General features: G+C 64.2%; 18 protein-coding genes. 9 read left to right on the forward strand and 9 right to left on the reverse strand.

Going from position 1 to position 20,446, the window contains the following annotated elements:
• Positions 1-67 precede the first annotated feature (67 nt).
• Entirely contained in the window at positions 68-1,006 is a 939-nt protein-coding gene (locus ABE456_RS18330) for a LysR family transcriptional regulator (RefSeq protein WP_346645164.1), read from the reverse strand.
• A gap of 148 nt (positions 1,007-1,154) precedes the next feature.
• Here ABE456_RS18330 and ABE456_RS18335 point away from each other — a divergent pair, with 148 nt between their 5' ends.
• Genes ABE456_RS18335 through ABE456_RS18350 form a run of 4 tightly spaced genes read left to right on the forward strand, consistent with a single transcriptional unit; the run spans position 1,155 to position 4,938 of the window.
• Positions 1,155-1,982 (forward strand): amidohydrolase family protein, encoded by an 828-nt coding sequence (locus tag ABE456_RS18335; protein ID WP_346645165.1) that lies wholly within the window; start codon positions 1,155-1,157, stop codon positions 1,980-1,982.
• A gap of 42 nt (positions 1,983-2,024) precedes the next feature.
• Positions 2,025-3,374, forward strand: a complete 1,350-nt coding sequence (locus tag ABE456_RS18340; protein ID WP_346645166.1) for an MFS transporter — start codon at positions 2,025-2,027, stop codon at positions 3,372-3,374.
• Positions 3,371-4,111 carry an SDR family NAD(P)-dependent oxidoreductase gene (locus ABE456_RS18345; protein ID WP_346645167.1) on the forward strand — a complete coding sequence of 247 codons (741 nt, stop codon included), beginning with the start codon at positions 3,371-3,373 and terminating at the stop codon, positions 4,109-4,111. Before ABE456_RS18340 ends, ABE456_RS18345 begins: the two co-directional genes overlap by 4 nt.
• A complete protein-coding gene (locus ABE456_RS18350; RefSeq protein ID WP_346645168.1) occupies positions 4,108-4,938 on the forward strand; it encodes a TIM barrel protein in 831 nt (276 codons plus the stop codon). Before ABE456_RS18345 ends, ABE456_RS18350 begins: the two co-directional genes overlap by 4 nt.
• Here ABE456_RS18350 and ABE456_RS18355 read toward each other — a convergent pair.
• A complete protein-coding gene (locus ABE456_RS18355; RefSeq protein WP_003247763.1) occupies positions 4,929-5,345 on the reverse strand; it encodes a RidA family protein in 417 nt (138 codons plus the stop codon). The genes ABE456_RS18350 and ABE456_RS18355 overlap by 10 nt on opposite strands.
• The gene (locus ABE456_RS18360) at positions 5,345-6,661 is read right to left on the reverse strand and encodes an NAD(P)/FAD-dependent oxidoreductase (RefSeq protein WP_346645169.1); all 1,317 of its coding nucleotides are present in this window, start codon (positions 6,659-6,661) and stop codon (positions 5,345-5,347) included. Before ABE456_RS18360 ends, ABE456_RS18355 begins: the two co-directional genes overlap by 1 nt.
• A 304-nt stretch (positions 6,662-6,965) precedes the next feature.
• On the opposite strand from ABE456_RS18360, the gene ABE456_RS18365 reads away from it, so the two are divergent.
• Positions 6,966-7,643: a DUF1028 domain-containing protein gene (locus ABE456_RS18365; RefSeq protein WP_346645170.1), complete on the forward strand. Its 678-nt coding sequence runs from the start codon at positions 6,966-6,968 to the stop codon at positions 7,641-7,643.
• Positions 7,636-8,796, forward strand: a complete 1,161-nt coding sequence (gene argE / locus ABE456_RS18370; RefSeq protein ID WP_346645171.1) for an acetylornithine deacetylase — start codon at positions 7,636-7,638, stop codon at positions 8,794-8,796. Before ABE456_RS18365 ends, argE begins: the two co-directional genes overlap by 8 nt.
• 144 nt (positions 8,797-8,940) lie before the next feature.
• On the opposite strand, the gene ABE456_RS18375 is transcribed toward argE, so the two are convergent.
• From ABE456_RS18375 to ABE456_RS18390, 4 genes are all read right to left on the reverse strand, one after another.
• Entirely contained in the window at positions 8,941-10,443 is a 1,503-nt protein-coding gene (locus tag ABE456_RS18375) for an amino acid permease (RefSeq protein WP_346645172.1), read from the reverse strand.
• A gap of 259 nt (positions 10,444-10,702) precedes the next feature.
• A complete protein-coding gene (locus ABE456_RS18380; RefSeq protein ID WP_346645173.1) occupies positions 10,703-11,971 on the reverse strand; it encodes a carbohydrate porin in 1,269 nt (422 codons plus the stop codon).
• A gap of 109 nt (positions 11,972-12,080) precedes the next feature.
• Positions 12,081-14,498, reverse strand: coding sequence for a glucose/quinate/shikimate family membrane-bound PQQ-dependent dehydrogenase (locus tag ABE456_RS18385; protein ID WP_346645174.1), 2,418 nt, complete (start codon positions 14,496-14,498; stop codon positions 12,081-12,083).
• Between the two features lie 220 nt (positions 14,499-14,718).
• Positions 14,719-15,069: a cupin gene (locus ABE456_RS18390; RefSeq protein WP_346645175.1), complete on the reverse strand. Its 351-nt coding sequence runs from the start codon at positions 15,067-15,069 to the stop codon at positions 14,719-14,721.
• A gap of 117 nt (positions 15,070-15,186) precedes the next feature.
• Between ABE456_RS18390 and ABE456_RS18395 the strand changes: the two genes are divergently transcribed.
• Together ABE456_RS18395 and ABE456_RS18400 are read left to right on the forward strand one after the other, a co-directional pair.
• Entirely contained in the window at positions 15,187-16,092 is a 906-nt protein-coding gene (locus ABE456_RS18395) for a LysR family transcriptional regulator (protein ID WP_346645176.1), read from the forward strand.
• 105 nt (positions 16,093-16,197) lie between these two features.
• Positions 16,198-17,397, forward strand: coding sequence for an MFS transporter (locus ABE456_RS18400; RefSeq protein ID WP_346645177.1), 1,200 nt, complete (start codon positions 16,198-16,200; stop codon positions 17,395-17,397).
• A gap of 145 nt (positions 17,398-17,542) precedes the next feature.
• On the opposite strand, the gene ABE456_RS18405 is transcribed toward ABE456_RS18400, so the two are convergent.
• Complete coding sequence (locus tag ABE456_RS18405) at positions 17,543-18,154, reverse strand: LysE family transporter (RefSeq protein WP_346645178.1); 612 nt, start codon at positions 18,152-18,154, stop codon at positions 17,543-17,545.
• Positions 18,155-18,258: 104 nt separating this feature from the next.
• Between ABE456_RS18405 and ABE456_RS18410 the strand changes: the two genes are divergently transcribed.
• Positions 18,259-19,224, forward strand: a complete 966-nt coding sequence (locus ABE456_RS18410) for a helix-turn-helix domain-containing protein (RefSeq protein WP_346645179.1) — start codon at positions 18,259-18,261, stop codon at positions 19,222-19,224.
• 150 nt (positions 19,225-19,374) lie between these two features.
• Here the strand turns inward: ABE456_RS18410 and ABE456_RS18415 are convergent, their stop codons facing one another.
• Positions 19,375-20,226, reverse strand: coding sequence for a CAP domain-containing protein (locus ABE456_RS18415; RefSeq protein WP_346645180.1), 852 nt, complete (start codon positions 20,224-20,226; stop codon positions 19,375-19,377).
• Between the last annotated feature and the right edge of the window lie 220 nt (positions 20,227-20,446).

Below are 20,446 nucleotides of genomic sequence, written 5' to 3' on the forward strand. Positions count from 1 at the left end.
GGGCCGCTTTGCGCCCCTATCGCGACACAAGGCCGCTCCCACAGGGGGATGGTGCAGGCCTGATGAGTCAGCTCGTGGCAATCGCCCGCCCCAGCTTCTGCGCCTGCCCCTGCAACACCCGCATCAAATGCTGCGCCGCATGCGACGGCGGCTCGAAGCGCGAATAGACAAAGCTGATATCGAAGTAAATCTCGTCAGCCAATGGCACCACCGCCAACCCGCTGTCCTGCGCCACGAACTCGTCGATCACGCTGATGCCCATGCCTTGCTTGACCAGCGCCACAGCTTCGTTGGCATTGGTGAACGACAACAGTGATTTCAGCTGCAAGCCGCGCCGCTCAATGTGCCCGGCCAGCAGCTTGCCGAACGGCATGTCGGGCCGGAACAGCAGCAAGGGGTGGCCATCCAGTTGCTGCAAGGTCAGCGCGGGCTGCCCAGCCAGCGGGTGACCGGGTGGCATCACCACCACCATGCGCCCGCGCATGAACGCCTGCGAATGCAGGTGGTCGTGCACCACCGGCAGGGCGGCAATCGACAGGTCGACCTTCTTCGACAGGATCTGGTTGGGCATTTCGCCCATCAGCGAGGTTTGCCATTCGATGTTCAGCGATGGCGACTCCCGCTTGAGCTGGGCCAGGGCAATCGGGATGACCACCGTCGACAATGACGCGCTGCACGAAATGCGCAGCTTGCGCTGGCCGCCGGCGCCCAGTGCCAGGGCGCACTCGTTGACCTCCAGCGCTGCCTGGTACACCCGCTCGACTTCACGAAACAGCACCTGCGCCTCGGCCGTGGGTACCAGGCGGTTGTTGATGCGTTCGAACAACGGGTAGGTCAGGCGCCCCTCGATGTACTGGATCAGTTTGCTCACGGCGGGTTGCGACACATACAGCAGCTTGGCCGCGGCGCTGATAGAGCCAGTCAGCATCACTGCCCGGAACACTTCCATGTGGCGCAGTTTGAACACCATGGGGCTTGCGTCTGCGCCTTCGTTGCCAAGCAGCATGTGTATTACCTTCGGTTATGGTCTTCGCCATCTGGGTATGAGCGTCAAACCCGGCCACGCAGTATCGTGAACCCCAGCTTAACCGCCCTCGCGGCGCACAATAACAAGATCTGCAGGCAAGCGCAGTGGCGCTTGAAGGGAGTGCTGCGTGAACATCTTTGATGAAGCGAAGATCGATTGCCATAACCATTTGTTTGACCCCACGCGTTTTCCCTATCACCCCGACGCGCCTTACGCTCCTTCCGGCCAGGAGGTCGCCACCCAGGAGCAGTTCACCCGGGTGATGGACGCCTATGGGGTGCAACATGCCTTGTTGGTCGGGCCGAACAGTGGCTATCACACCGACAACCGTTGCCTGCTGCATGCCTTGGCCACCGGGCAGGGTCGCTTCAAGGGGGTGGCGGTGGTTGAGGCGGATACCACCCTCGACGCGCTGGCGGCAATGCAGGCGCAAGGCGTGGTCGGCATCGCCTTCAACCCCGCGCTGTACGGGGTATCCAGCCTCAAGGGCGTTGACCCGTTGTTCGGCAAGCTCGCCGAGCTTGGCCTGTTCGCCCAGATACAGGTATGCGAAGACCAGTTGCTGGGCCTGCATGGTCTGCTGCAAGGCTCGCAGGCGCGCCTGCTGATCGACCATTGCGGCCGCCCGGATGTGGCAGCCGGGGTGCAACAAGCCGGCTTCCAGGCGTTGCTGCGGCTGGCCGACAGTGGCCGCGCCTGCGTGAAACTGTCGGGCATGCAGAAGTTTGCCGCAGCCGATGCCCTGCTGGAGCAGAGCAGTGCCTACGTCTGCGCCTTGCTTGAAGCCTTTGGCGCCGAGGCTTGTGTATGGGGCTCGGACTGGCCATTCATTCGCCAGCGCTCGCGGGTGGACTACGGCCCGCTGCTGAAACTGGCCGAACGCCTGATGCCCGATGCCCGGCTGCGCCGCACGGTGATGTGGGACACCCCGCGCCGACTGTTCGGGTTCGCCTAGAACCCTGTTGCTTGCCATTCCAATAACAAGAGAGCAATCGTCATGAACACTGAACAGAACGCCAGCCTCGGGGTGTTCGACACCCCGGCGCGTGCGCAGCAACGCACCCGCACCCGCTTCATGATCCTGGCGCTGATTTCCGGCGGTACCATGATCAACTACCTCGACCGCAGCGTGATGGGCATTGCCGCGCCCAGCATCAGTGCCGACCTGGGCCTGAATGCGGCGATGATGGGGGTGATCTTTTCCGCTTTCTCGTGGACTTACGCCGCAGCGCAAATTCCTGGCGGCATCCTCATCGACCGGCTGGGCACCAAGCTCACCTACTGGCTGGCGCTGACCTTATGGTCGCTGTTCACCGGCCTGCAGGGGCTGGCACAGGGCTTCTTGTCGTTGCTGGGCATGCGCTTTCTGGTAGGGGTCACCGAAGCACCGTGCTTCCCCACCAACAGCCGGGTGGTGGCTACCTGGTTCCCGCAGAGCGAGCGGGCCAGGGCCACCGGTATCTACACCTTTGCCGAGTACACCGGGCTGGCGTTTCTGACGCCGCTGCTGTTCTGGGTGCTGCATGCCTACGGCTGGCGCTTTCTGCTGCTGGCCGTTGGCCTGATGGGCATCCTCTATGGCCTGGTGTGGTGGCGCAAATACCATGAGCCGCACCAGTCGACCACGGCCAACCAGGCCGAGCTGGACTACATCGCCGCCGGTGGCGGGGTGGTCGATGGCGGGCAGAAGGCCACGTCGTTCCACTGGTCGCAGATCCCGGCGCTGCTCAAGCACCGCAACATGCTGGGCATTTGCCTGGGCCAGTTCGCCTGCAACTCCACCAACGTGTTCTTCCTGACCTGGTTCCCCACCTACCTGGTGACCGAGCGGCACATGCCCTGGCTGAAGGTCGGCTGGGTGGCGGTGCTGCCGTTCATTGCTGCCTCGCTCGGCACCCTGGCCGGCGGCTGGCTGTCCGACGCCTTGCTGCGCCGTGGCTACTCGCTGAACGTGGCGCGCAAGCTGCCGGTGATCGCCGGGCTGCTGACCGCTTCGGTGATCGTGCTGGCCAACTATGTCGAGTCCGACGCGCTGGTGATTGCCATCCTGTGCATCGCCTACTTCGCCCAGGGCATGTCGGCACTGGCCTGGATGATCGTGTCCGATATCGCCCCCAAAGGCTTGCTGGGCCTCAGCGGCGGCCTGTTCAACCTGTTCGCCAACGCGGCGGGCATCGTCACCCCGTTGACCATCGGCATCATCGTTTCGCTGACCGGCTCGTTCGTCTGGGCCCTGGCGTTCGTGTCTTCGATCACCGTGCTAGGTGCGCTGTGCTACCTGTTCATGGTCAGTGACCTGCGTCGCTTGCCGGATATTCCTTCTGTCGAAAATGGAGCAAAACAATGAGCCAGTACCTGCAAGGCCAGACCGCAATCGTAACCGGTGGCATGCGTGGCATCGGCCTGGCGATCGCCCAGCGGCTGCATGCTGCCGGCGCCCAGGTGGTGATCTGGGACCTCGCCGTCGATGGTTGGAGCAGCGCTGAAAATGGCTTCGAGCCAGTGCTGCGCCAAGCGGTGGATGTGTCATCGCTGGCCTCGGTGGAGGCGGCTTTTGCCGAGACCCTGGCGCGTTTGGGGCAGGTGCAGATCCTGGTCAACAACGCCGGCATCAATGGCCCGGTAGTGGCATCATGGGAATACCCACCAGAGGCCTGGGACAAGGTCATCGCCATCGACCTGAACGGCGTGTTCTATTGCTGCCGCACCGCCATCCCGCACATGCGTGAAAACCGCTACGGGCGCATCGTCAATATCGCCTCCATGGCCGGCAAGGACGGTGTGCAGTACATCTCGGCCTATTCGGCAGCCAAGGCCGGGGTCATCGCTTTCACCAAGGCGGCGGCCAAAGAGCTGGCGCAGGACGGCGTGCTGCTCAACTGCGTGGCACCGGCCATGGTCGAGACGCCGCTGATGGCCGAAATGACCGCCGAGCACATCGCTGCGAGCAAGGCCAAGATCCCCATGGGGCGCTTCCTCAAGGCCGAGGAGATCGCCAATATGGTCAGCTGGATTGCCGGGCCGGAATGCAGCTTTACCACCGGCTTTGTGTTCGACCTCAGTGGCGGGAGGGCGACCTATTGAATGGCCTTGGCGTGGCGCACCTGACGGCACTGGAGCTGGCGCCGGCCAGGCTGGTACGCGAGGCGCGCATCGCTGGCTTCAGCGCGGTCGGGTTGCGCCTGCACCCGGTAATGCCGGGGGCGCAGGCCTATCCCGTTGCGGTGGGTAGCCAAGCGATGCGTGAGCTGCGGGCGGTATTGGAGGGGGAAGGCGTACGTGTTACCGACATCGAATTTGTTTCGTTGACGGCACACACCCAGGTTGCCGACTACCAAGCGCTGCTGGCCGCAGGTGCCGAGTTGGGAGCACAGAGCCTGACGGTGTCCGGGGATGATGACGATGTTGCGCGGCTGACCGGCAACTTTGCGGCGCTGTGTGCACTGGCGCGTGGTTATGGCTTGCGCGTGGACCTGGAGTTCATGCGTTGGCGGCCGGTGGCGACCCTGCAACAGGCTTGCGCGGTGGTGGCGGGTGCGGGGCAGGATAACGCTGGCGTGTTGGTCGATGCCTTGCACCTGTTCCGCTCCGGTGGCCAGGTGGCAGATATTGCTGCAGTGGATTCGCGTTTGTTGCGCGCCGTGCAGTTGTGCGACGCACCGCTGCAGGCACCCGCGAACGAGCTGATCATCCAGGAAGCGCGTGAAGGTCGCTTGCTGCCGGGGCAAGGGCAGCTGCCGCTGGCGGCGTTGCTTGCGGCATTGCCGGCGGAGCTGGGTATCAGTGTGGAAGTGCCGTCCGCCGACTTGCCGGCAGCACAGCGCCTGCAAGCGGCGGCACGGGTAACCCAGGCGTGGTTGCACGGCAGGCGGCAGCTGCCACCCACCGTGCAGGCTGCCGGTCATTCCTGATCCGGTACCACGGCGATCACGTCGATCTCCATCAGCCACTCGGCCTGGGCCAACCCGGCCACCACCAGCCCGGTGGAAATCGGGAACACGCCCTTGAGCCACTTGCCCACTTCCTTGTACACCGGCTCGCGGAAGCGCGGGTCGGTGATGTAGGTGGTGGTCTTGACGATGTGCGACAGGTCGGAGCCGGCTTCTTCAAGCAGCTGCTTGACGTTCTTCATCGCCTGCTCGGTCTGCGCGCGAGGGTCGCCCAGGCCCACCAGCTTGCCTTCGAAGTCGGTACCGACCTGGCCGCGCACATAGATGGTGTTACCGGCCCGCACGGCCTGGCACAGGTCGTTGTCCAGGGTCTGGTTGGGGTAGGTTTCCTTGGTGTTGAACATGCGGATGCGAGTATGGGTAGGCATCAGTGGGCTCCGAGGGTGCTGACATTGCTGATCGTGTTGTCTTGCTCAGCCGCTTCGCGCTGTTCGCGGTCGCGGTAGGCGGTATAGGTGCGTTGCGTGGCGATGTGCCCGGCGACGTGCTTGGCGTCGTGCCATACGCCCCAGATGAATGACGAGCCACGGCGCGACAGCCATGGCAGGCCAAGGAAGTACACGCCTGGCTCGCGGGCCACGCCGCGCTGGTGCTGGGGCTTGCCGTTGGCATCGAAGGTGTCCACCTGCAGCCAGCTGAAGTCCACACCGTAGCCGGTGGCCCAGATGATGCTGCTGACGCCGGCCTTGGCCAGGTCCAACTGTTGCAGCGGGTTGGTCATGCACTGCGGGTCGGCCAGGCGCTTGCGTGCTTCGGGCTCTTCCGGCAGGTCCAGGCCGTTGCGCTCGATGTAGGCATCGGCAGCATCCAGCAGGGCCAGGTAGTTTTCGTCGCCACGGTTGATGTTCTCGACCAGGTTGTCCTGGAAGCGCGCCACGCCGTTTTCGAACGACTGGGTCAGGCCAACCAGGGTCATGCCCTGATGGGCAAGGGCACGGAAGTCCACGGTGTGGCCGCCGCGGGCACCGCTCACGGCAATGGTCACGTGCTCACGGCCGGGCTTGGCGATCTCCGCGTCCCACTCACCCAGCACGCCCAGCCACCAGCAGAAGTCGCGGTTGCGGTAGGCGCGTGGCGGGCGGTCGTGGGCGCCAACCGACAGGTACACCTGGCGCCCTGCACGCATCAGCTCTTCGGCGATTTGCACGCCGGACGAGCCGGCCCCCACCACCAGCACTGCGCCTTCGGGCAGTTGCTCGGGGTTGAAGTAGGCGGCGGAGTGGATCTGGTGCAGGTTGGCGTCTTTCGGCGCGATGGCCGGGATCACCGGCTTCTGGAACGGGCCGGTGGCGGCGACCACGCGGTTGGCGCGAATCACGCCTTGGTTGGTTTCGATGGTGAAGCCGGGGCGGTCGCTGTTGCGCGCCACTTTCTTCACTTCGATGCCGGTGCGTACTGGCAGGTTGTACTTGCGTACATACTGCTCGAAGTAGTCGGCAACCTGGTCCTTGCCGGCGAAGGCGTCGGCATCGAGGTTGAATTCCAGGCCCGGGAAGCGGTCGTGCCAGACCGGGCCGTTGGCTACCAGCGAGTCCCAACGGCCGGTGCGCCAGGCCTCGGCGATACGGTTGCGCTCCAGCACCAGGTGCGGCACGCCAAGCTTGCTCAGGTGTTCGCTCATGGCCACGCCGGCCTGGCCGGCGCCGACCACGAGGGTGTCGATTTCGAGATTGTTCAGTGTCATGTCCGAGCCCTTGTTCAGGCGGTTTTTGTCAGGTCGGTTTGGAGGACCGCCGTTGCCTGGAGCCAGACTAGGGATGCTGCGCAAATGACGAAAATAGTATTTAGCTGGTGCTTGCCGATAAAACGGCGAAGGCCTTGATTCCTCTGGCCTGAGGCGCCAGATGCCAGGGTTTTTCCAGCGCTGCTGACGGGTTTTGCGGGGCCATAGTTTTTTCCTCTGCAACCCCTCGGAAAAAGGTCGTTTCGCCTGCCCGAAGGTTCCACCCAGAATGCCGTGTATCGCACAGCACATCAGGAACCATGACATGACTTTCTCCATCATTGGTCGTTGCCAGGAAACTGGCCAGGTCGGTATCGCCATCAGCTCGTCGAGCATCGCCGTGGGCGCCCGTTGCCCATGGGTACGTGCCGGTGTGGGCGCGGTCTCCACCCAGAACATCACCTTGCCGGCGCTGGGTCCGCAGATTCTCGATGCCCTGGAGCAGGGCCAGCTGCCGCCTGCCGCAGCGCTGGACCGGGTGCTGAGCGCCAATGGCTGGAGCGAGTACCGCCAGGTCACGGTGATCGACAGCCAAGGCCAGGTGGCCTTGTTCACAGGCCGCGAGGCGCTGGGTACGCACAATGCCGTGGCCGGTGAACACTGCGCAGCGGCCGGCAACCTGCTGTCCTCGACCCAGGTCATCGAAGCGATGGTGCTGGCCTTTGAACAGGCCGGCGGGCACCTGGCCGACCGCCTGTTGGCGGCCATGCATGCGGCGATGGCTGCTGGCGGCGAAGCCGGGCCAGTGCACTCTGCGGCGCTCAAGATCGCCGGCGAGCTGACCTGGCCACTGGTGGACCTGCGCGTTGACTGGGCCGATGCCGACCCGATCGGCGCGCTCGATGGCCTGTGGCAGGCATACCGCCCACAGATGCAGGATTACGTTACCCGTGCCCTCAACCCGACCGCCGCACCAAGCTACGGGGTGCCGGGCGATGAGTGAGTTTGCCAGCCGCGCGCTGCTGGCCCGGCTGATCGGCTTTGCCACGGTCAGCCGCGACTCCAACCTGGCGCTGATCGGCTTCATCCGTGACTATTTGGCCGAGCTGGGGGTGGAGTGCGAGCTGTTCCATAACCCTGAGGGCACCAAGGCCAACCTGTTCGCCACCATTGGCCCAAAAGACGTTGGCGGCGTGGTGCTGTCGGGGCATACCGATGTGGTGCCGGTGGACGGCCAGGCCTGGACGGTCGAGCCGTTTGCCCTGAGCGAGCGCGACGGGCGCCTGTATGGTCGCGGCACGGCCGACATGAAAGGCTTCATTGCTTCGGTGCTGGCAGCCGTGCCAGCGTTCCTCGCCCAGCCGTTGCGCATGCCGGTACACCTGGCGTTCTCCTATGATGAGGAAGTCGGCTGCCTGGGCGTGCGCTCGATGCTGGCCGCGCTTGAGCAGCGCCCGCACAAACCGCGCCTGTGCCTGATTGGCGAGCCCACCGAGCTAAAGCCGGTGCTGGGGCACAAGGGCAAGTTGGCGATGCGCTGCCAGGTGCATGGCGCAGCCTGTCACTCGGCGTATGCACCGTATGGGGTGAATGCCATCGAGTATGCGGCGAAGCTGATTGGCAAGCTGGGAGATATCGGCGATGCCCTGGCATTGCCTGAGCATCACGACGAGCGCTTTGACCCACCGTTCTCCACGGTGCAGACCGGGGTGATCAAAGGGGGCAGGGCGCTGAACATCGTGCCGGCCGAGTGCGAATTCGATTTTGAGGTGCGCGCCTTGCCGGGGTTCGAGGCGCAGGCGGTGGCCGACCAGTTGCAGACTTATGCCGAGGCCGAACTGCTGCCGCGTATGCGCAAGGTCAATGCCGACAGCGCCATTCGCCTGGAGCCGTTGAGTGCCTACCCGGGGCTGGCTACACCAGAGGACAGCGAGGCAGCGCGGTTGGTGGCGTTGCTCAGTGGTTCGGATAAATTCGGCACGGTGGCGTTTGGTACCGAAGGCGGGCTGTTCGACCAAGCGGGTATCCCGACCGTGGTGTGCGGGCCTGGCAGCATGGACCAGGGGCACAAGCCGGATGAGTTTGTCAGTGTCGAGCAGTTGCAGGGCTGTGATGCCATGCTGCTCAAGCTGGTGGACTACCTCAAGCAGGATTGACGGTGTTGGCTTCTTCGCGGCGGTTCGACGCCTCGATGAACCCGCTCCCACAGGTACTGCACTGGGTCTGAAGGTTGTGGTATCCCTGTGGGAGCGGGCTCATCGAGGCGTCGAACCGCCGCGAATGGGCCATCAGCTTGAAAATCAGATCTCGATCGCCCCACTGACCAACCCGTAAACGGCAATCACCGCCCCCAGCACCACCACCGCAAACACCGCCCGCTCAAACCCGCGGAACACCTGCCGCTGCTGCTCCCTGCGCGCCTTGATGTACAGCACTGTCCCCGGCCCGTAGATCACTGCCGAGAGCAGCAGGTACTTCATGCCACCCGCCCACACCATCAGCACCGCATACGCAGTTGCGAGCAAGGCTACCAGCAAGTCCTTGCCACGCTCGCCGGCTTGCTGCTCATACGTCTCCCGGCTCACCGCCAGCTTCAGCGCATAGGCTGCCACCAGCAGGTAGGGGATGAGGGTCAGCGAACTGGTCAGCTCCAGTGCCAGGGTAAAGGCATACTCGGTAAACCAGGTCAGCAGCAGGAACAGCTGCACGAACAAGGTAGTCAGCCATAGCGCCGCCGCAGGCACCTGGTGCGGGTTCTGCCGGGTGAGAAAGGCGGGCATGGCCTGGTCATGTGCGGCCGAGTACAGCACCTCGGCGGCCAACAGCGTCCACGACAGGTAGGCGCCCAGCACCGAAATGATCAGGCCGATGCTGATGAAGATCGCCCCCCAGCGCCCGACGATTGCCTCCAGCACCCCAGCCATCGACGGCTGGCGTAGCCCGGCCAGTTCTGGGCGCAGCATCACCCCGTAGCTAAGCAGGGTGATCAGCACCAGCAGGCACAGCACGCCGACAAAGCCCAGCACCGTGGCGATGCCGACATCGCGGCGGTTGCGGGCATAGCGTGAATACACACTGGCGCCTTCGATGCCGAGGAACACGAACACGGTCACCAGCATTGTGCTGCGTACCTGCTCGAACAGCGATTCACCTGGCGGCAGCAATTCGGCGGCGGCATGCCCGACCCGGCCGTAGTCGTCGAGGTGGGCCAGGTCGGCGGCCGGGCCGGCTGCGGCGACGCCCCAGAAGTTCTGGCTGAACAGGTCGCTGTCGAACGCGGCGAAGATCACCACGATGAACACCAGGATCGGGATCATCTTCGCCACTGTGGCGATGCTGTTGATCACCGCCGCCTGCTGCACGCCGCGCAGCACCAGAAAGTGAAAGGCCCACAGCAGCACCGAGGACGCAGCGATGGCGGCGACCGTGTTGCCGTCGCCGAATACCGGGAAGAATGCGCCGAGTGTCGACTTGATCAGGATGAAGTAGGAGACGTTGCCGATGCAGGTGCCGGCCCAGAAACCGAACGCTGAGGCAAAGCCCAGGTAGCTGCCGAAGCCGGCGCTGGCATAGGCGTAGATGCCCGAGTCGAGATCCGGGCGGCGGCGGGCGAGGGTCTGGAACACGAAGGCCAGCATCAGCATGCCGAGGCCGGCGATGCACCAGGCGATGATTGCGCCAAGGCCACCGGTGGCGCGGCCGAAGGTGGCGGGGAGGGAGAAGATACCGGCACCGACCATGGAACCCACAACCAGGGCGGTAAGTGCCCAAACGTTCAGCTTGCCTTCCGTTGCGCTGCTCATTCGCCATGCACTCCCTTGCAGTGAAGGGTTGAGTAAAGACCGGGGGCAAGGGGTGTGCCAGTCAGATACTACTTTGCGTCAATTGCCAGGCCTTTGTAGGAGCGGCCTTGTGTTGCGATAGGGCTGCGGAGCAGCCCCAGGATTTCAGCATGGATGCACAAATTGCTGGGGCTGCTTTGCAGCCCTATCGCGACACAAGGCCGCTCCTACAACTAACCGGGTTAACAGGTCAGGTTGGCGCTATTGCCTTGTTGGCAGTTTAGAAAGTTGCCTTGACCTGCAGGCCCACCACCAGCGCGTTGTCGATGTCTTTCCCGGAGAACGCCCCCGGCTCGATGATGTATTGCACATCCGGACGCAGGTTCAGCCACGGCGTGGCCTGGTAGCCATAGCTCAGCTCGATCAGCTGCTCGGCGCTGTCGATATCGGGGAACTGCTGGCCAGCGTTGAGCGCGCTATCTTCCAGCACATCGCGGCTACGCGGGTTGGGCACGGCGCGGCCGTAACCCAGCGCCACGGTATCCTTCGGGCGGCCTTCGAACGGTTTGTACAGCACCACGCCAGCGCCATACCACTTGGTGAACGGCGAGGCGGCCTTGCTCGATGCCGAGTACTGGCCAAAGGCATGCAGGCTGCGGCCCGGCAAGGTCTGGTCGTTCCATACTGCCTGGTCGACCAGCAAGTAATGACCACCGCGGCCAGACACTTCGTCGTCGCTACCGATGCGTTTCACGTCGGAGCTGTCGTAGTAGTAGCCCAGCTTGTACTCGCCCGGCAGTTCACCCTGCAGCTTGTACACCAGTTCCACCGGTACCACGGTGCCAGTGGTGTGCTTGGGGCCCAGGTGCCAGGCACGGCTGGAGTTGCCGTTGCTCTCGGGGTCGACGTTGAACGCCGCCACGCGCAGCTGCCAGGCAGGTGACAGGTCATACTTCACCCGCACGCCGAGGTGGGCGTTGGGGTAGTTGGTCCAGCCGCTGCCACCGGACATGTTCAGCGGGTGGCCGCAGAAGCCGGCGTTCATGAAATTGCACAGGATGCCGCTGTCCAGGCCGCCGAGGTCGTTGCCCATGGCCATGTAGCCCAGCTTGACGTTGAGCGCCGGGGTGAACAGGGTGCGCTCGTAGCTCAGCTCGGTCAGGCGGGTGTACAGGCCACCGAAGTTCTCCTGGATCGGCAGGCGGTTGCCCACCAGGTCCTCCGAGGCGCTGTTACCACGGCGGTCGTTGATGGTCAGCTGGACCTTGCCGCCGTTGTCCAGGCCGTACAGTTTCGACAGGTCGAACTGCACGCCCAGCTTGATGTTCTGCGAATAGCGTGCCGAGCGGTGCAGGCCACCGTGGGCGTTGTAGGCAGTTTCTCCGCTGTAGTCGCCGGTGATTTTCACGCCGTCTTCTTCCAACTGGTGGCGCAGGCCGGCCCAGTCACCGGTAAGGGTGCTGCGGGTCAGCAGGTCATCGTTGGCGAGGGCGGTAGTGCTGGCCAGGGCCAGCAGCAGGGTGGGGGTGATGCGAATTGCGGATGGCATTGCTCTGTCTCGAAATGTTCTTGGGGCCATTCGCGGGCGTGCCCGCTCCCACAAGGATCGAGGCAGAACCTGTGGGGGCGGGTTTACTCGCGAAGGGGGCGACGCGGTCTTACGGCAGAGCGTAAGAAATCACGTAGTCGCCACGGTCAGTCGACTGGCGCGCGCCGCCAGCGGTGATCACCACGTACTGTTTGCCGGTCTTCGGCGAGACGTAGGTCATCGGGCCGCCCTGGCTGCCCACTGGCAGGCGAGCCTTCCAGATTTCGCTGCCGTTGCTGCTGTCGTAGGCGCGCAGGTAGAAGTCCTGGGTACCGGCGATGAACACCAGGCCGCCTTGGGTCGACAGGGTGCCGCCGAGGGTTGGCAGGCCGATCTTGATTGGCAGGTGCATGCGGATACCGAGCGGGCCGGTGTCTTCAACGGTGCCCACTGGAACCTGCCAGGCCACCTGGCGGGTTTTCATGTCGATGGCGGTGAGGGTGCCGAACGGCGGCGCCTGGCACGGAATACCGGCTACCGACAGGAAGCGGTTCTTGTTCACCGCATACGGGGTGCCCTTGAGCGGTACCGCGCCCATGCCGGTGTTCAGTGCTTCACCACCAGAAGCTGCGCCGCCTTTGTTTTGCGACGGGATCATCTGGATCCACAGGCCCAGGCGCATGTCGTTGACGAAGATGAAACCATGCACCGGGTCGGTGGAGAGGCTGCCCCAGTTCATGCCACCCAGCGAACCCGGGAAGCTCAGCGACAGGTCGGTGCCCGGCGCGGTGTACAGGCCGTCGTAGCGCATTTTCTTGAAGTCGATACGGCACAGCAGCTGGTCATACGGAGTGGCGCCCCACATGTCCGACTCGGTCAGGGTTTGCGCGCCAATCTGCGGCATGCCCACCGATTTCGGCTGGGTTGGGGAGTACGGCTCGTTAGGGATGTTGCTTGGCTTGACCGGTACTTCATCGACCTGGGTCAGCGGCTTGCCGGTGGCGCGGTCGAGCACGTAGATCTGCCCGGCCTTGGTACCGATCACTACCGCAGGTACCGACTTGCCGTCGTCCTTGGTGAAGTCGATCAGGCTCGGCTGCATGGGCAGGTCGAAGTCCCACAGGTCGTTGTGCACGGTCTGGAACACCCACTTCTGGTTGCCGGTAGCGGCGTCCAGGGCCAGCACTGAAGCGCCATAGGTGTGGTCCAGCTTGTTGCGCTCAACGCCATAGATGTCGGTGGACGACGAGCCCATTGGCAGGAACACGGTGTTCATCGCCGGGTCGTAGGACATCGGTGCCCAGCTGTTCGGGGTGCTGCGCACATAGGTGCTGTCGCCCTGCGGTGCCTGGCGATCTTCAGGGTTGCCCGGGTCGAAGGCCCAGCGCATTTCACCGGTGATCACGTCGAAACCACGGATCACGCCGCCAGGCATGTCGGTCTGGACGTTGTCGGCGACACGGCCGCCGACCACCACGGTGGTGCCGGCCATCAGCGGCGCAGAGGACAGCTGGTAGTAGGAGTCCGGTACCGCACCCAGGCCGGCCTTGAGGTCGACCTGGCCGTTGTTGCCGAAGCCCTGGCAGAACTCGCCGTTGTCGGCGTCGACGGCAATCAGGCGACCATCGATGGTGTTGGTCAGCAGGCGACGCTGGCAGTTGGCGCCAGCAGCCACGCTACCGCCGGTGATCGGCGAGCTGTTCGGCTGGGTTGGCTGGGCGATGGCGGCAGTGGCGTCGAAGTAAGCCATGCCACGGCAACGCTGCCAGACCTTGGACTGGGCGTTGATTTCGTTCTTCCACAGCTCTTTGCCGGTGTCGGCATCAAGGGCGATCAGGTTGTTGTGCGGGGTGCAGATGAACACTTTGTTGCCGATCTGCAGCGGGGTCAGCTGGTCTTCGGCACCGTTGCCATCGCTGAGGGCGACGTCACCGGTGTGGTAGGTCCATGCCACTTGCAGCTTGTTGACGTTGTCGCGGTTGATCTGGTCCAGCGCGGCGAAGCGGCTGCCACCTTCGGTATTGCCGTAGTGGGCCCAGTCTTTCTGCTCCTTGCCGGCTTCGACCGGGGTCATGCCCGGGCCTTTGCCGGTAGGGGCGACGCTGGGGTGGGCAACGAACATGTTGCCGGCGGCGATCACCAGCACCACGGCCATCACCCCGGCTACACCGTAGGCACCACGGCCGGCGCTGGCGCCGTTGGCGCGCGCGAGCAGCGGGTAGACCAGTGCCACCACCATGCCGATCGCGCCGAACATGAACAGGCGCGAGAACAGCGGCCAGAACACCAGGCCAGCGTCGATCAGTGCCCAGATGGCAGTACCGACCAGGAACAGTGCATACAGCCAGGCACCGGCCTTCTTGCGGCGAGCGATGAGAATACCGGCAATGGCCATGGCCAGGCCGCCGATCAGGAAGTACCAGGAGCCGCCCAGGCCGGCCAGCTTGACACCGCCAGCAGCCAGGAGAAGACCGAGCAGGGCGATGACCACGCCCAAGCCGATCAGGATGATGTTTGTGGCGCCAAAGGCGCGCGGTGTTTCTTTCATGCCAGGGATCTCAGCAGGTGGAATGCGCGCAGTCTAAGCCCTTAGCTTGCTAATTAACAAGTTGGTACATAATTTTATGAGGCTGATTGTCGCAGGGCTGAACTTGCCAAGGTGTGGCTAAAAGTTTAGATCAGGTGTTGAAAACTGCAGTAAACAAGGTGTTTATGCTGCTTACGCAATGTTCAACGATGCATTGCCAGGCTTGGCAGTCGCCAGCCTTTCACGCCGGCCAAGGGGTGCTGCTGCTGTAAAACACCGCCAGCCAGATGGTGGCTGTGCCAGGGGCGGTCCACTCCACGCGGTGGCGGCAATGCGGCGGGATGTCCAGGCAGTCGCCCGGTGCCAGCAGCCGGGTATGGCTCTCATGCTCAAAGCGCAGGCCCGCAGCACCACTGAGCAGCACGATCCATTCGCCCTCGGCCTGGTCGTACCAGAAGCCGGGCGGGCTGGCCTGGCCGCTGGAAACAATACGCTCCACACGCACGCCAGGGCGGCTGAGCAGTTCGTCTACACGCTCGGCACGGGTGGGGTCACAGGGGGGCAGGGCAGCCAGCAGGTTGCTCGGTGTCATGGAAAACCTCGTCTGAAAGGGAGAGATTCCACTATGGACGCAATTGTCGTGCGGCGCGCTTCTTGACCCGCCCTGCTGTTTGTAAGAACTTTCCGAGTTTTGGGAAGCGGGCCGCAAATGGACAAACTTCTGGCGATGAAAATGTTCGTGGCCACCGTCGATGCCCAGGGCTTTTCTGCTGCTGCGCGCCGGCTTGGGCTGGCGACATCGTCGGTAACGCGGCTGGTCGATGCCCTGGAAACGGCATTGGGCGCTACCTTGCTCAATCGTTCGACGCGCCAGGTCAGCCTGACCGAGGCCGGTGCCCGCTATTACGAGCGTGCGCGGGGTATTTTCGAGGCGCTGGACGAAGCCGATGCCAGCGTCGCTGATCGCGGTGAAGAGCCTGTTGGCGTGCTGCGCCTGTGCCTGCCGGTAGAGTTCGGCAGACGGGTCATCGCCCCGCACCTGGGGCCGTTCCTGGCGCGGTACCCGGCGCTGGAGCTGGACATCGACCTCAGCGACCGCCTGGATGACCTGCTCGATGGGCGCTATGACCTGTCGATCCGCCTGGGCGACCCCTCGCCCAATGACGAACTGGTGTGCCGCCAGCTCGGTCGCTTCCAGCGCTGGCTGGTGGCCAGCCCGGCTTACCTGGCCGGGCATGAACCGCTGCAGCATCCCCGGCAGTTGCTTGACCATGCCTGCCTGCGTTTTCGCTATGGCCAGAAAGCGCGGCCCTGGCGCCTGACCCGTGCCCAGGAAAGCCTTGAACTGGATGTAAGCGGGCCTTTGCGCAGCGCCAACGCCGACATGTTGCGCGAAACCGCACTGGCGGGCAGTGGCATTGCTTTGCTGGCCGACTGGCTGGTGCGTGAGGATGTAGCGGCTGGGCGCCTGCAACGGGTGTTCCCCGATTGGCAGGTCAGCCCGGGCACGGCCAACGACAGCATCAACGCCCTGTACCTGCCCAACCACCGTGGCTCACGGCGCGTGAACGCATTCATCGACTTTTGCGAAAACTTGTTGAAGCGTGGCGCCTAGTGTTGCGCAGCGCGCAAAGCCGCGTTGCGCCGGGGTTGGATTCTCGCCAAGGGCGTGCATGGGTAAGGTGGCCGGCATATACCACCCCTTGTCGAGGAACCTCGCATGAACCCTTCCCTTGCCGCAGCGCAACCGGCAGCCGCCGGCCTGAGCCGGACCCTGGTCGTGCTGTTGGCGTTCTGCTGCGGCGCGATCGTTGCCAACATCTACTATGCCCAGCCCATCGTCGGGCTGATCGCCCCGGACCTGGGGCTGTCCACCGAACACGCCAGCCTGATCGTGTCCCTGACCCAGCTGGGCTATGCCCTGGGCCTGCTGCTGCTGGTGCCGCTGGCCGACCTGTTGGAAAATCGCCGCCTGATGGTGGCAACCGCCGTGCTGGCCTGTGTCAGCCTGCTGCTGGCGGGCACCAGCAGCAGCGGTCAGGGCCAATTGTTCCTGGGTTACGCCTTGCTGATCGGCTTCAGTTCGGTGGCGGTGCAGATGCTTATCCCGCTGGCGGCGCATCTGGCGCCAGAGCAGCAGCGCGGCCGGGTAGTCGGCAACATCATGGGTGGCCTGTTGCTGGGCATTCTGCTGGCGCGACCACTGGCGAGCCTGGTGGCTGACCACTTCGGCTGGCGTGCGGTGTTCATTGGCGCTGCCGGGGTCATGCTGGCAATCATCCTGTTGCTGGCCCTGACCCTGCCGCAGCGTCGGCCCGAGCACAAGGCCAGCTATGCCGGGCTGATGCTGTCGCTGCTCACCCTGCTACGCCGCTATCCGCTGCTGCGCCAGCGTTCGCTGTACCAGGCCTTGATGTTCGCGGCATTCAGCCTTTACTGGACAGCGGTGCCAATGGCGCTGGCGGGTGAGCATGGTTTGTCGCAGAGTCAGATTGCCGTGTTCGCGCTGGTCGGCGCGGTGGGTGCGGTTGCTGCGCCAATGGCCGGCCGCCTGGCCGATGCCGGGCATGCCCGGGCGGGTTCGCTGCTGGCACTGCTGCTGGCGCCGGCAGCCTTGTTGCTGGGGCTGACCGTGCCGGGTTTTAGCGTGATTGGCCTGGGCCTCACTGGCGTACTGTTGGATTTTGCCGTGCAGATGAACATGGTCATCGGCCAGCGCGAAGTGTACGCACTGGACCCGGCCAGCCGTGGGCGGCTGAATGCGGTGTACATGACCAGCATCTTCCTCGGTGGGGCGCTGGGGTCGGCGGTGGCCAGTGCACTATTCAGCCAGTTTGGCTGGCAGGGCGTGGCGCTGGTGGGGGCTGCGTTGCCGGGTGTTGCCTTGCTCATCTTCCTGGCCAAAGCACGCCGAGCCTGAAGGATGTGGCAATCCCTGTGGGAGCGGCCTTGCGTCGCGAAAGGGGTGCGAAGCGCCCCCAGGATTTTGGCAACATGCAAAATCGCCGGGGCCGCTTTGCGGCCCAATCGCGACGCAAGGCCGCTCCCACAAATACCGTGCGGCGTTATCGGCCAAGCGGCAAGGCAACACCAATCAAGGCAAACAAACTACCGCAGCAGCGGTTGAAACCTTTACCCCCCTTGGCCAGCCAAGGCCGAATGCGAAATGCCAGGCGTGCCAGCAGGTATTCGACCAGGAATTCGACGCTGGCAAACGTCGCCGCCATCACCACGAACTGCAGCAGCAACCCACGTTGCGGGTCGATGAACTGCGGCAGGAACGCGCCATAGAACAGCAACACCTTGGGGTTGGCCATGGCCGACAGCAGGCCCTGGCGGAACAGGCCAGCATTGCCAAGCCGCGCGCTGCGCTCGGTCAACTCCAGGTGCAGGCCGGGGCTGCGCCACAGCTGAATGCCCAGCCAGATCAGGTAAGCACCGCCCACCCACTTGAGCACGCTCAGCACCGAGGCCGAAGCCTGCAACAAAGCGCTGAGGCCGAACATGGCCAGGGCAATCAGGGCGCTGAAGCCGAAAACGCCGCCGACGATCGTGAACAACGTCCGGCGTGCGCCATACAGGGCGCCGTGGGTCAGCGCCAGCAGGCTGTTGGGGCCTGGGGTCAGCGACAGGCCGATGCTGGCCAGCAGGTAGATGAGCCAGGTGTCGAGTGCCATGTGGGAAATGCCTTGTTGATTTGGAGGGTGCCAGTCTATGGCGCGAGGCGGGAGTCGGCAGGGTATTATCTGGACATTCAATAGTCGCTTCTGGACGCAACATCATGCTGCCTGACATCCGCTTGTTGATCTTGCCGTTACCGGATTTTGCCCTGTTGCCGTTCGGCGCCTTTCTCGACAAGTTGCGTTTCAGCGCCGACGACGAGGACTACAGCCAGCAGCGTTATTGCAGCTGGACCGTGGCGGGGCTCAGCCTCGACCCGGTGCCATCGAGCAGTGGTGCGGTGTTGCAGGTCGAGGCCGTTGCCGGTCAGCTTGAACTGGCCAGTTTCGACTACCTGGTGGTGTTCGGCGGGCGCAACGCCATGGCCACTGCAGCCCTGGCACCACGCTACCAGGCCTTGCTCAGGCAGGCCGGCAAAGCCGGCGTGAAGCTGGTGGGGGTCGACAATGGCGCGTTCCTGCTGGCCGCCTGCGGGCTGCTGCGGGGGCACAAGGTGGTGGTGCATTGGCGCCACGAAGCCGAATTTCGTGCCGCCTTCCCACAGTTGCAGGTGCTGCGCGAGCAGTTGTATTGCATCGACGGTAGCCGCATCACGTGCGCTGGCGGTACTGCTGCCATCGACCTGGCCGTCGCGCTGTTGTCCCGCGCCTGCGGGCGAACCCGTGCGCTCAAGGGCCTGGCCGACATGCTGGTGGACGAAACCCGTGACAGCCGCCATGCCTTGCGCTCACTGGAGCTGGGCGCCGGGCAGGGCCGGCAGGTGCAGCGAGCGCAGGCGCTGATGCGTCATCACCTGGGCACGCCGTTGGCGGTGGAGCAGCTGGCTGCTGAACTGGGCATCAGCCGGCGCCAGCTGGATCGACAGTTTCAGGCCAGCCACGGCATGAGCGCCAAGGCCTGGTGGCTGGAGGTGCGCTTGCAGCAGGCACGCTGGCGCTTGCTCAACTCCAGCCACAGCCTGGCGCAAATTGCCGATGAAGTGGGGTTGGGCGATGCCAGTTACCTGGGCAAGTGTGTGCGGCGCAGGTTTGGCTGTACGGCCCTGGAGCTACGCGCAAGTAGTTGAGGTCTTGCGTGCTTTTTGTAGGAGCGGCCTTGTGTCGCGATAGGGCCGCAAAGCGGCCCTGGCGATGTTGGCGTTGACACTAATATCTGGGGCCGCTACGCGCCCCATCGCGACACAAGGCCGCTCCTACAAGGGCCGCGTCAGGCTGGATTACTGCGGTGTGCCGAACAACCCGGTCCAGTAGATGCCTGCATCACTCTTCGGGTCTACCGCATAGGCAGCACCCATTTCGCGGAAGTCGGGGTTCATCAGCGTGGCGCAATGGCCCGGGCTGTCCAGCCAGCCATCGACCACCTTGCGTGCGGTGTCACGCCCGGCAGCAATGTTCTCACCGATCTGCTGGTACAGGTAGCCGGCCAGTTCCGCCCGGTCACCGGGGGTACGGCCATCCTTGTCGATGTGGTCGAAGAAGTTCTGGTTAGCCATGGCCCGCGTGTGGTTGGCGGCGACCCCGGCCAGTACCGTGCTCCAGCTCAGCGCGGGGGCGGCGGCGAACGGCTGGCCGCCGCATTGGCGCGGCACCTTGCGCGCGGCGTTGATTTCCTGCAGCACCTTCTGCCCCTCGGCCTGCCAGTCGCCCAGGCGCCCACTCAGCAACGGCCGGGCCAGCACAATGCGCCAGTCACGGCCTTCCTGGCTGACGCCGATATCGACGAACTGTGGGTCGAGCACCACCTGGCAGAAGCTTTCTTCGATGGCATGCATGGCCGCGCGTGCATCACGCGGCCCCGACAGGCTGATGGCCTGGACGTTGACCATGGGGTAGGCGGCGCGGCTCATGGCCTGCTGCAGGTCGCGGGTACCCTCCGGCGACAGCGCCAGGCGGGTATCGCTGTTGAGCGGTGGCAGCTCCAGCGACGCTTCGCCACCGCAGGGCTGGGCCTTGCTGCGGTAGACATTGATCGAATCGATCAGTTGCGCCTCTTCGCCGGTAACAGCCAGTGCCCCGGTCGAGACGACCAGGCCCAGCGACAGGGCGGCAACGGATGACAGGACGCGCATGTGGATCTCCCTATGGCTGGCAGCGTCGTGGTGTGCGCTGCTCATCCTACACAAGCCTGGGGCTTTTGGCCCGAGGTCGTGCAAAGCAATGAAAACGCCGGCAATCGTTGCTGGCGGTAAAGGAGGGAGTAGACCACTGGTCGGCAGAAAAGTGCGATCGCTTGGTAATCGTTCGTATCATCGGCTAGAAACAGTACGCAAACGCTATTAATTCCCACTC

Origin of the sequence: Pseudomonas sp. TWI929 (assembly GCF_039673335.1) — a bacterium.
Taxonomy (GTDB): Bacteria; Pseudomonadota; Gammaproteobacteria; order Pseudomonadales; family Pseudomonadaceae; genus Aquipseudomonas.